This window comes from Frigoribacterium sp. CFBP 13605, from assembly GCF_014839405.1.
Taxonomy (GTDB): Bacteria; Actinomycetota; Actinomycetes; order Actinomycetales; family Microbacteriaceae; genus Frigoribacterium.
The window spans coordinates 22179-33319 of record NZ_JACYNS010000003.1 but is presented as its reverse complement, the minus strand read 5'-3'; the positions used below and the strand labels follow the sequence as shown (position 1 = coordinate 33319).

Here is an 11141-nt window from a genome sequence, read left to right as displayed (position 1 = left end):
TAGGATGTGAGGACGTGTCGTTCTCCAGCAGTAGGGAGCCGGGGTACAGGCACGTGACTAGGGGGAAGACCCGACGTGCTGTTCCTCGCTGCAGCAATGCTTTCTGCCTCGGTGCACCTCGCCGGGGTGGCCGACGCTCCGACCGTGCCGTCGGCGACCGACGTGACGCTCGACCGCCCGGCCACCGGGCCACTCGTCGGGGCGTCGCCGGGCCACGTCCCGGGGGTCGCACCGGTACGGGACGGTCGTGCCGTGCCCGAGCTCGACGGCTGCCGGGAGGTCGAGGCGACCGCCTTCTCGGCCGAGGCCTGCCTCGACCAGCTGGCCCGCGCCTCCTCGGCCGGGGTCGAGCGTTTCGCCGACACCCTCGACGCCGACGGTGACGACGCGACGGCGCTGACGGCGGCGCTCGGTGAGCAGGTCGCACCCGAGGTCACGGCCGCCTGGTGGTCCGGGCTGGACGACGGTCGGCAGGCGGTCCTCGCGCGCAGCGTGCCGGGCGTCGTCGGCAACCTCGAGGGCGTCCCGTACTCGGTGCGCGACACCGCCAACCGGCAGCTCCTGCGGTACGCGACGGTCGCCGTCTCGCAGCGGATCGGTTCGGTCGACGAGGAGCCGGGTGACGCCCGTCGCCTGGCCATGCTGCAGCAGGTGCGGGCGACGCTCGACGGGGCGACGAACGACGTCCCCTTCGCCGGGGCGGCCGACCGACACCTCGTGGCGCTCGACACGGTCCTGCCCGGACGCGCGGCCGTCACCGTCGGCGACCTCGACACCGCCGACGACGTCAGCGTGCTCGTCCCCGGCATGCTGTTCACGGTGTCGGACCAGCTCGTGGACTGGACCAACACCGCCGGCGCCCTCCACGACGAGCAGGCCACCTGGGCGACGTTGCTGGGCCGCGGCGGCCCCGGCCCCGTGCCGACCGTCGCCGTCGTGGCCTGGATGGGCTACCAGACGCCCGACCTGACCAACTTCTACGACCTCGGCCTCGCTCGGCAGGGTGCGTCCCACCTCGTGGACGCGCTCGACGGGCTCGATGCGGCCCGGGCGGACGACGAGCCGCGGGTGTCGGTCATGGCGCACTCGTACGGCTCGACGACGGCGACGATCGCCCTGTCGTCCGGACGCGTGTCGGTCGACTCGCTGGTGCTGCTGGGATCGCCCGGCAGCGTCGTGTCCGACGCCGGGGAGCTCGCGGTCCGCGGTCACGACGTGTACGCCGCCGCCGGCAGCTTCGATCCCGTGGCAGGAAGCGGCTTCTTCGGGGCCGACCCGGCGACGGGCGCCTTCGGCGCCGTCGTGCTGCACCTGAGCGGTGGAGCCGATGCGGTGACGGGACACGCCCTGGCCTCCGCCCTCGGTCACAACGACTACTTCCGGGCCGGCACCGAGTCGATGCGCAGCCTGGCCCTCATCGGGCTCGGGCACGGCGCACTCGTCGACGGTCGCACCGGCCAACCGGGCGAGGGCGGTCCGGAGGCGCCCGCCCTCACGCTCGTGCGGCCGCAGGACGTCTACTTCCGCGACTGAGGGTCCGACGCCGCGACCCCCCACGACCCCGCGCGTCGGTGCCGCCCCGTAGAATCGTGCGGTACCGCCGCCGCGGTACCCCCGCACGACCACGTGAGAGAGAAGCATGTCCGAAATCACGCGCGAGCAGGTGCAGCACCTCGCCGGTCTCGCCCGCATCGCCCTCACCGAGGCCGAGATCGACACGATGACCGCCGAGCTCGGCCACATCGTCGACAGCGTCGCCAAGGTCCGAGAGGTCGCGACCGACGACGTCCCGGCGACCAGCCACCCGATCCCGCTCGAGAACGTGTTCCGGCCCGACGTCGTGGGCGAGACGCTCACGGCCGAGCAGGCCCTGTCCGGCGCCCCCGACCACGACGGCTCGCGCTTCCGGGTGAGCGCGATCCTGGGAGAAGAGCAGTAGCCATGACCGACACCACCTCGCTCGTCCACCTGTCCGCCGCCGAGCTGTCGACCCGCCTCGCCGCCGGCGACGTGTCGTCGGTCGACGTCACGCGCGCCCACCTCGACCGCATCGAGGCGGTCGACGGGGACGTCCACGCCTTCCTGCACGTCAGCACGGCCGCACTCGACACGGCGGCTGACGTCGACCGCCGCCGCGCCGCGGGCGAGGCACTCGGCCCGCTCGCCGGCGTCCCGATCGCCATCAAGGACGTCCTCTGCACGATCGACATGCCGTCGACCTCCGGCAGCAAGATCCTCGAGGGTTGGGTGCCGCCGTACGACGCCACCGTCGTCGCCAAGCTGCGCGCGGCCGACCTCGTCCCCCTCGGCAAGACCAACATGGACGAGTTCGCGATGGGCTCGTCGACCGAGTTCTCGGCCTACGGACCCACGCACAACCCCTGGTCGCTCGACCGCATCCCCGGTGGCTCGGGTGGCGGCTCCGCGGCGGCCGTCGCCGCCTTCGAGGCGCCCCTCGCCCTCGGCAGCGACACCGGCGGGTCCATCCGCCAGCCCGGTGCCGTCACCGGCACCGTCGGGGTCAAGCCGACCTACGGGTCGGTCAGCCGCTACGGCGCGATCGCCCTGGCCAGCTCGCTCGACCAGGTCGGCCCGGTCAGCCGCACGGTGCTCGACAGCGCCATGCTGCACGACGTCATCACGGGGCACGACCCCCGCGACTCCACCTCGCTGCGCGACGCCTGGCCCTCGTTCACCGAGGCGGCCCGCACCGGTCTCGCCGGCGGTGCCCTGCAGGGCGTCCGCATCGGAGTCGTCCGCGAGCTGAACGGCGAGGGCTTCCAGGCCGGCGTCAAGACCCGCTTCGCCGAGGCCCTCGAGCTCATGAGCGCGGCCGGTGCCGAGATCGTCGAGATCTCGGCCCCCAGCTTCGAGCACGCGATCAGCGCCTACTACCTGATCCTGCCGGCCGAGGCGTCGAGCAACCTCGCCAAGTTCGACTCGGTGCGCTTCGGCCTGCGGGTCGTCCCCGAGGGAGGCGGCACCGTCGAGGACGTCATGGCCGCCACCCGCGAGGCCGGCTTCGGCCCCGAGGTCAAGCGCCGCATCATCCTCGGCACCTACGCGCTGAGCGCGGGCTACTACGACGCCTACTACGGCAGCGCGCAGAAGGTGCGCACCCTCGTGCAGCGCGACTTCGCGGCGGCGTTCGACCAGGTCGACGTCCTCGTCTCGCCGTCCGCGCCCACCACGGCGTTCCGGCTCGGCGAGAAGATCGACGATCCGCTGGCCATGTACCTCAACGACATCACGACGATCCCGGCCAACCTGGCCGGCATCCCCGGCATCACGGTGCCGATGGGCCTGGCCGCCGAGGACGGGCTGCCGACGGGGTTGCAGTTCATGGCCCCCGCGCGCGGCGACGCCCGCCTCTACACCTACGGTGCCGCCCTCGAGCAGCTGCTCGAGCAGGGCTGGGGCCACACGCTCATCTCGCGCGCGCCCGACCTGAGCGCGACCGAGCAGACCGCCGCCACCGAGGGAGTCATCTGATGGCCAAGGCAGACCTGATGGACTACGAGAAGGCCCTCGAGCAGTTCGAGGTCGTCCTCGGCTTCGAGGTCCACGTCGAGCTCGCGACCAAGACCAAGATGTTCTCTGACGCCCCGAACTTCTTCGGTGGCGAGCCCAACACCAACGTCACCCCGGTCGACCTGGGTCTGCCCGGGTCGCTGCCGGTGGTCAACGAGCAGGCCGTGCGCTACTCGATCAGCCTCGGCTTGGCCCTGGGCTGCTCGATCGCCGAGAGCTCGCGCTTCGCCCGCAAGAACTACTTCTACCCCGACAACCCCAAGAACTACCAGGTCAGCCAGTTCGACGAACCCATCGCGTTCGAGGGCGAGGTCGAGGTCGAGCTGCCGGACGGGACCGTCTTCGCGATCCCGATCGAGCGCGCCCACATGGAAGAGGACGCCGGCAAGCTGACGCACGTCGGCGGGTCGACCGGTCGCATCCAGGGCGCCGAGTACTCCCTCGTCGACTACAACCGCGCCGGCATCCCGCTCGTCGAGATCGTCACCAAGCCGATCATCGGCGCGGGCGCCAAGGGTCCCGAGCTGGGCGCGGCCTACGTGTCGACCATCCGTGACATCGTGCGGGCCCTCGGCGTCAGCGAGGCCCGCATGGAGCGCGGCAACCTGCGCTGCGACGCGAACGTCTCCCTGCGTCCGCACGGGCAGGAGAAGCTCGGCACCCGCACCGAGACCAAGAACGTCAACTCGTTCCGTTCGGTCGAGCGCGCGGTCCGCTACGAGATCCAGCGTCAGGCCGCGATCCTCGCCGCGGGCGGCACCATCACGCAAGAGACGCGCCACTGGCACGAAGACACCGGTCGCACCTCGGCGGGCCGCCCCAAGAGCGACGCCGACGACTACCGGTACTTCCCCGAGCCCGACCTGCTGCCCGTCGTCCCTCCTCGCGAGCTCGTCGAAGAACTGCGTCTGGCCCTTCCCGAGGCGCCGGTCGCCCAGCGTCGCCGGCTCAAGTCCGAGTGGGGGTTCGCCGACCTCGAGTTCCAGGACGTCGTGAACTCCGGCCTGCTCACCGAGCTCGTCGAGACCGTCGCCGCGGGTGCCTCACCCCAGGCCGCACGCAAGTGGTGGACCGGCGAGATCGCCCGCCTCGCCAACGCGCAGGGCGTCGAGGCCTCGAGCCTCGTGTCGCCCCTGCACGTCAGCGAACTCATCGCGCTCGTCGAGAGCGGCGAGCTGACCGACCGACTGGCCCGTCAGGTGCTCGAGGGCGTCGTCGCCGGCGAGGGCAGCCCGTCCGAGGTCGTCGAGGCCCGCGGGCTGAAGGTCGTCTCGGACGACGGCGCGCTCATCGCCGCCATCGACGAGGCCCTGGCCGGTCAGCCCGACGTGCTGGCGAAGATCCGCGACGGCAAGGTCCAGGCCGCCGGTGCCGTCATCGGCGCCGTCATGAAGGCCATGAAGGGGCAGGCGGACGCCGCGCGCGTCCGCGAGCTGGTGCTCGAGCGGGCGCAGGCCTGATCGACGTGACCACGGCCGCGGCAGGGAGCGGCGCACGATGAACCTCGTCGCGCGTCTGCGCCCCGCCGTGCCCGTGGCCGTCGCCCTCGTCGGCGTGCTCGTGACGCTCGCGGTGGCCTGGCGCGTCCTGCCCGGCCGGGTCGTGATGGTCCACCTCAGCGAGACGGGTGGGTCGGCGTTCGCGGCGAGCCGTGACGACCTCGTCCTCCTCGGCGCCGTGCTCGTGGTCGGCATCGTCGTGACCTGGTCGGTGTCGGCTCTGTTCCTCGCGGTCACGCCCGCCCGCCACGTGCTCGTCCCGCACGCCGCGTTCTGGAAGAACCCGGCCAACCGGGCCGAGATGAGGCGCCGATACCAGCGCTACCTCGCGGTGGCGACCAGCGCCTCCCTGTGGTTCGTCGCGGCGCTGTTCGTCCTGGCCCTCGTCTCGCAGGGTGGGCCCCTCGCGGCCTGGTGGCTGCCCGCGGCCGTGTCGGCCGCGTTCGTGCTCTTCGTCCTGGGTGGTCTGATCTGGGTTTTCACGGTCGGCTTCACGCCGACCCCGGCGGGCGTCGCGGTCCGCACGGCCGCATCCGACCGCGAGGCGCGGGTCGCGTCGTCACCGTCCTCCACCCGCGTCGCGCTCCCGAAGCCCGACGCGTCGGCGGCGCGTCCGCCGAAGGTGAGCCAGCGCCCGACCGAGGCGACTCCACGGAGCGGCACCGCGCCTCCTGCTCCGTCCCCCCGGCCGGGCCGCACGTCCGGGCGTCCCGAGACCGCACCCGCCGACGGCCCGCGAAAGGGCCCACCCCGCCCCTACCAACCCCGACCACGCTCCGGAGGCCCCCGTGGATGACGACCGGTACGGTGCCGACGTGCTCGCCGGCGACTGGAAGCGCTCGACGAAGCCGGCGCCGAGGCCGACCGACGCGGTCCGCGACCTCGTGGTGGAAGAGGTCCGGTCGGGCTTCACGGGCGCGATCGTCCGCGTCGAGGCCGGCACCGTCGAGCTCGAGGACTGGAAGGGCCGGGTGCGGGCCTTCCCGATGTCGGGCTCGTTCTCGATCGACGGCGCCCCCGTAGCGCTGCGGGTGCCGCGGGCGGCGCCTCAGGGTCGGGCGCGCACGGCGTCCGGCTCGTTCGCCGTCGAGGGGGCCAAGGCCCGGGTCGCCCGTCAGAGTCGCATCTTCGTCGAGGGGCGGCACGACGCCGAGCTGGTCGAGAAGGTCTGGGGCTCCGACCTGCGGGTCGAGGGCGTCGTCGTCGAGTACCTCGAGGGCGTCGACCACCTGGCCGACGTGCTCCGCGACTTCCGGCCGGGGCCCGAGCGACGCGTCGGCGTGCTCGTCGACCACCTGGTGCCGGGCTCGAAAGAGAGCCGGGTCGCCGAGGGCATCGCCCGCAGTCCGCTCGGCCGCCACGTGTTGGTGGTCGGGCACCCGTTCGTCGACGTCTGGCAGGCCGTCAAGCCCGGGCGGCTCGGTGTCGAGGCCTGGCCGGTCGTGCCCCGATCCGTCGAGTGGAAGCACGGCGTGTGCGAGGCCATGGGCTGGCCGCACGAGGACCAGGCGGACATCGCGCGGGCCTGGCAGCACATCCTGTCGCGCGTGCGGAGCTATGCCGACCTCGAGCCGTCGGTGCTCGGCCGGGTCGAGGAACTCATCGACTTCGTCACGTCGGGCTGAGTCCCGGCGTCGACGAGGGTGACGCGGCCCGAGTCGTGCACCGCCGTCGGCTCCGCGGGCTGCTCGGACACCTCGATCCCCGGGAATCGCCCGGGCGTGTCGGCGTCCCGGCCGCTTTTCGCCCTAGATTCGAGGCATGGCCGAGCAGATCGAGGGACGCGTGAGCTCTGCCGTCGACGCCTGGCTGCGCTGGCTGCCCCGGTGGCACATCGGCACCGCCCGCGGTCGCACGCGACCGTGTCGGATGTGCCTCGGCTCGCCCGTCGCCACCGCCGCCGGGTTCGACCACGACGTGCCGCACGCCGTGCAGCACGCGCTGCTGAACCGGATGCGGCAGATCGTCGACGACGACGTCGACGAGTACACGGCCCGCAACCTGCCGCTCGTCACGCGCGAGCTGCGACTCGCCGAGGCCCAGGAGGCGCGGGGCTACCGACCCGAGCAGGGTCTCGACCCCGAGTTCCAGGGTCTCGATCTCGACCCCGAACCCGAACCGGGCCAGCCGTTCCTCTTCACGCTCGCCGGGCTCGCGGGGATGCCGGCCGACGCCGGCATCGTCCCGCCCGACCCGACCGTCGTGGGCGGGTCCACCGGAGCCACCTCCACGACCGAGCCCGACGTCGCGGCCGCGTCGTTCGACCCCGACGACCTCGACGGCTGGCTGCTGCCGCCCGACTCGGCGACGCCGACCGACGCGCCTCTGCCCGACGAGCCTCGTCCGGCCGCCGGATCGGAACACCGACCGGGTCCTGCCCCGCGACCCGAGCCCGAGCCCGAGTACTCGGACGAGGCCAAGGCCGCACTGCGACACGAGATCACCCTGGCGGGCGACCACGCCGAGTCCGTCGGCACGAGCCTGTGCCTGGCCCTGGTGCAGCACCGTCCGCGCATCGCCGAGGCCCTCGACCGCCTCGTGGCCCCCCAGGTCGACGAACTGCTGGCAGAGTTGTCGCGCGCACTCGAGCAGCCGCGGTCGCGCTGAACCCGAGCGACCCGGTCCGCGGCGCGTGCCGACGTCACGAGAGGACACCGAGATGACCCGCCCCAGCCCGACCTCGTCCCCGACGACCCGGCGGCGGGAGGTCGGCCCGGCCTGGTGGCCGATCGTCGTCGACCTCGTCGCGGTCCTGGCCTTCGTCGTCATCGGCCGTCGCAGCCACGCCGAAGGCCTCGACCTGCCCGGCCTGCTCGGCACGCTGTGGCCGTTCGTGGTCGGCTCGGTCGTCGGCTGGGCGAGCGTGACCGGCGTCCGCTGGCCGCTGTCGGCCGTCCGCTCGGGAGCGGTCGTCTGGGTCTCCACCGCCGTGATCGGCGTGCTGCTCCGTGTGGTGAGCGGTCAGGGTGTGCAGGTCAGCTTCGTCGTCGTGACCGTCGTCGTGCTCGGTGTGTTCGTCGTGGGGTGGCGAGCGGTCGCCGCACTCGTCCGCCGCTGACGCGGGGACGTCAGACGACGCGGACCGAGCGGGCCTCGATGCCCACGTTGCCCCGGCCGTCGAGCGCGTAGACGTAGATCTTCCACACCCCGGGGCGGGACGGGGCCTGCACCGTCATGGTCCCCGGCCCCGTGGTGGTCGCCGGCATCGGCCGGAGGGACTCGTCCCCGTCGACGTACCGGCTCGTGGCGTAGACCCGGTAGGTCACGGGGTCGCCGTCGGGGTCGGTCACCGAGGTCGCCAGCGTGACGGGTGTGCCCGGGCGCACTCCCGAGGCCGGGGACAGCGTCATGGAGCGCACGACGGGCGACGTATTGGTGGGCGCCTCCCCGCCGTAGGCGCGTTGGACCGCGAAGTACGACAGCCGACGGAGACCGTCGGTCCGGAGGTTCAACCAGACGCCGGGCTCGTCGTTCTCGAGGCCGTAGTTAAAGACGGTGGCCCCGAGGGCGACGCCGGGATGGGACTGGACGGCCTGCCACGCGGCGGTGTATGCCCGGGCCTTGGCCTCGTCGCCGGGTTCGAGCGGGATGCCGTTCGCGTCGTCGGGGACCTCCCACGAGCCGGCCGGACCGGTCTCGGTCACCAGGTAGGGCTTGGTGTACCCGCTGGAGATCCACCCGTCCTCGAGGTACCCGACACCGCCGTACGAGTTGACCGAGTAGAAGTCGAGCGACGGAGCGTGCTCCTCGTAGTACGAGAGGGCGCCGATCCAGGCGTCGGTCGAGGTGACGGGGTGGCCCGGGTCGATCGAGTGGATCGTCCGGGCGACCTGGTCGACGAAGCGGGCGTAGGCGACCCGTTGGGTCTCGCCCTGCCCCAGCATCACCTCGTTGCCCACGTCCCAGGCCAGGAGGCTCGGCCGATCCCGGTAGGCGGCCACGGTCGAGCGGATGCTCGCCAGGGTGGCCGTCTTGTAGGCGGTGTCGCCGACGTAGTCGACGCCGTGGTCGAGCCACAGGCCGGCGACGACGTGGAGACCGGACGCCGACGCGGCGTCGAAGAGGCGCCCCGAGCCCGTGTCGGTGCCCCAGGTGCGGACCGTGTTGGCGCCCATCGAGGCGATGTCGGGGAAGTGGGTGGCCGCCTCGGCGGCCGGGGCGCCGTAGGTGACCCCCTCGACCGTGAAGGGCCGCCCGTCGACCTCGAGGTGCCACGAGCCGGCACCACCGGCGAGTCGGACGCCCGGGGTGGCGGACGACGACCCGGTCCGGGACCCACGCACCGTCAGTTCGGACAGCGAGTACCCCGTGCCCGTGGCCGAGACCGTCGCGAGCACCCGGACGTGCCTCCCCGTCCCGGCCACGTCGTACGTGTCCGTGCCGCCGTCACCCCGGGTCGTCGACGCCAGCGTGCGCCAGGTCTTGCCGGTCGACGAGATCTGGACCTCGTAGGCCGTCGCCGGGGCGTCACCCCACTGCAGCGAGACCTGCGACACATCGACCTGCGGTCCGATGCTGACCTGCAACCACTGCGAGCCCGCCCGCGCGCTCCTCCAACCCGTCCGCCCGTCGCCGTCCACCGCGGCCGCTGCCGGGGTGGACCGTGAGGCGACCGAGGAGGCCCCCGCACTGCGTCCCTGCGAGAGGACGGCGTCCGAGGCCCGCGCCGCGACGGGGGCCTGGGCCGTCACGAGGGCCGCGACCAGGCCGGCCGTCACCATCGTGGCGATCGCGAGTCGGCCCGCGCTCGCGCGCCTGGCACCCTGCATGACCGCCCCCTCCGTCGCCGTCGGGCCCACGGTACGGAACGGACCCGAACCGGGTCAACGCCTCGAAAGGGGGGAGGCGCGGGTCAGCCGCGTCGTTTGGCGCTGTTGTCGAGACTGGGCTCGTCGGTGAGGACGAGGCCGGACGAGCTGTTCGACGAGGCCGTCAGCTCGGTGAGCCAGTCACGGTTGATCGACGGCACCCGGCCGCCGGAGTACTTGAAGTAGAGCGGGATGCCGGCGTCCAGCCAGATGCTGCTGCGACCGTCACCGACCTTCTGCGTGTCGCGCCACGAGAAGAAGAACGACTCGCGGCGACGCAGCTTGGTGGCGATGACGATCTGGAGGTGTTCGAGCACGCGGTCCTCGAACTCGACCTCGATGCCCGAGGTTCCGTAGATGAGCGATCCCATTGGGGTCCTGTTTCGTGAGTGTGTCCGGCGTCGGAAACCAAGCCGACACAGGTCAATGTAGCAAGCGATGCGGTGTTCCCCGTCAGGCGCAGCCCACCCGGGCGTTGTGGGCGGACGCGCAGGCTGCCCCGCCATACTCGGGGCTGCCGATCCGTTGCGCCCCCGAGCGCCCGACCGACCACCTGGGACCCATGACCTCGACAGCCCTCGTCCTCCGCGCCTCCTCGTCCTCGAGCCAGGACGTCGTCGCCGACCTCGACGGCCTCGTCGGGTTCGCCGCCCGCGTCATCGACGCCCTCGGCGAGTGGGGCGTCGCCCTGCTGACCTTCGTCGAGACCGTGTTCCCGCCGATCCCCAGCGAGGTCATCCTGCCGCTGGCCGGGTTCCTGGCCGGCGCCGGGTCGATGAACATCGTGCTGTTGATCGCGCTGAGCACCTTCGGCGCCTACCTGGGCGCCCTGGTCCTCTACGGGCTCGGGGCCGGTCTCGGCCTCGACCGCAGCATCCGGTGGCTGGCCAAGCTGCCGCTGGTCGACCGCCACGACTTCGAGAAGGCGGCCGGCTGGTTCGAGCGCCACGGGCGGTCCGCGGTGTTCTTCGGCCGGTTCATCCCGGGCGTGCGCAGCCTCATCTCGCTTCCCGCCGGTGCCGAGCGCATGCCCCTGCTGGTCTTCTCGGTCTTCACGATCGTGGGCAGCGGCCTCTGGAACGGGCTGTTGATCGGGTTGGGCGCCGCCCTCGGCACCCAGTACGAGCTCATCGACCGGTACGCGAAGTACCTGGACTACGTCGTGTACGCCGCCATCGCGGGCGTCGTGGTGTTCCTCGTCGTCCGGTCGGTGGGCCGCCGTGGAGCCGGCGTCGACGACGCGTCGCGTGACGCCGTCGATCAGGACGTTCGCGGCTGACGTTCCGTCGCCGTCCAGGCGGCG

At 72.6% G+C, this 11141-nt stretch carries 11 protein-coding genes; 9 read left to right on the top strand and 2 right to left on the bottom strand.

What is annotated here, in order from left to right:
• Nucleotides 1–96: 96 nt before the first annotated feature.
• The 8 genes from IFT36_RS01955 to IFT36_RS01920 all read left to right on the top strand — a co-directional run bounded on the left by IFT36_RS01955 (nt 97) and on the right by IFT36_RS01920 (nt 8088).
• Nucleotides 97–1533 (top strand): alpha/beta hydrolase, encoded by a 1437-nt coding sequence (locus tag IFT36_RS01955; RefSeq protein ID WP_200412300.1) that lies wholly within the window; start codon nt 97–99, stop codon nt 1531–1533.
• 106 nt (nt 1534–1639) lie between these two features.
• Nucleotides 1640–1939 (top strand): Asp-tRNA(Asn)/Glu-tRNA(Gln) amidotransferase subunit GatC, encoded by a 300-nt coding sequence (gene gatC / locus IFT36_RS01950; protein ID WP_043594160.1) that lies wholly within the window; start codon nt 1640–1642, stop codon nt 1937–1939.
• Nucleotides 1940–1941: 2 nt separating this feature from the next.
• Nucleotides 1942–3492 carry an Asp-tRNA(Asn)/Glu-tRNA(Gln) amidotransferase subunit GatA gene (gatA, locus tag IFT36_RS01945; RefSeq protein WP_200412299.1) on the top strand — a complete coding sequence of 517 codons (1551 nt, stop codon included), beginning with the start codon at nt 1942–1944 and terminating at the stop codon, nt 3490–3492.
• On the top strand, nt 3492–4991 hold the full coding sequence (gatB, locus tag IFT36_RS01940) for an Asp-tRNA(Asn)/Glu-tRNA(Gln) amidotransferase subunit GatB (protein WP_056048565.1): 1500 nt from the start codon (nt 3492–3494) through the stop codon (nt 4989–4991). The genes gatA and gatB overlap by 1 nt, the downstream gene beginning before the upstream one ends.
• A gap of 37 nt (nt 4992–5028) precedes the next feature.
• Nucleotides 5029–5826, top strand: coding sequence for a hypothetical protein (locus IFT36_RS16315; protein WP_200412298.1), 798 nt, complete (start codon nt 5029–5031; stop codon nt 5824–5826).
• Complete coding sequence (locus IFT36_RS01930) at nt 5819–6655, top strand: DUF3097 domain-containing protein (protein WP_200412297.1); 837 nt, start codon at nt 5819–5821, stop codon at nt 6653–6655. The genes IFT36_RS16315 and IFT36_RS01930 overlap by 8 nt, the downstream gene beginning before the upstream one ends.
• A gap of 136 nt (nt 6656–6791) precedes the next feature.
• Nucleotides 6792–7637 (top strand): spermidine/putrescine ABC transporter substrate-binding protein, encoded by an 846-nt coding sequence (locus tag IFT36_RS01925; protein WP_200412296.1) that lies wholly within the window; start codon nt 6792–6794, stop codon nt 7635–7637.
• A 52-nt stretch (nt 7638–7689) separates the two neighbouring features.
• Nucleotides 7690–8088, top strand: coding sequence for a DUF3054 domain-containing protein (locus IFT36_RS01920; protein ID WP_082460565.1), 399 nt, complete (start codon nt 7690–7692; stop codon nt 8086–8088).
• Between the two features lie 10 nt (nt 8089–8098).
• On the opposite strand, the gene IFT36_RS01915 is transcribed toward IFT36_RS01920, so the two are convergent.
• Entirely contained in the window at nt 8099–9799 is a 1701-nt protein-coding gene (locus IFT36_RS01915) for a discoidin domain-containing protein (protein ID WP_200412295.1), read from the bottom strand.
• Between the two features lie 83 nt (nt 9800–9882).
• Complete coding sequence (locus tag IFT36_RS01910; RefSeq protein ID WP_056048554.1) at nt 9883–10209, bottom strand: DUF7882 family protein; 327 nt, start codon at nt 10207–10209, stop codon at nt 9883–9885.
• Nucleotides 10210–10400: 191 nt separating this feature from the next.
• On the opposite strand from IFT36_RS01910, the gene IFT36_RS01905 reads away from it, so the two are divergent.
• On the top strand, nt 10401–11117 hold the full coding sequence (locus IFT36_RS01905; RefSeq protein WP_056048551.1) for a DedA family protein: 717 nt from the start codon (nt 10401–10403) through the stop codon (nt 11115–11117).
• Nucleotides 11118–11141 lie beyond the last annotated feature (24 nt).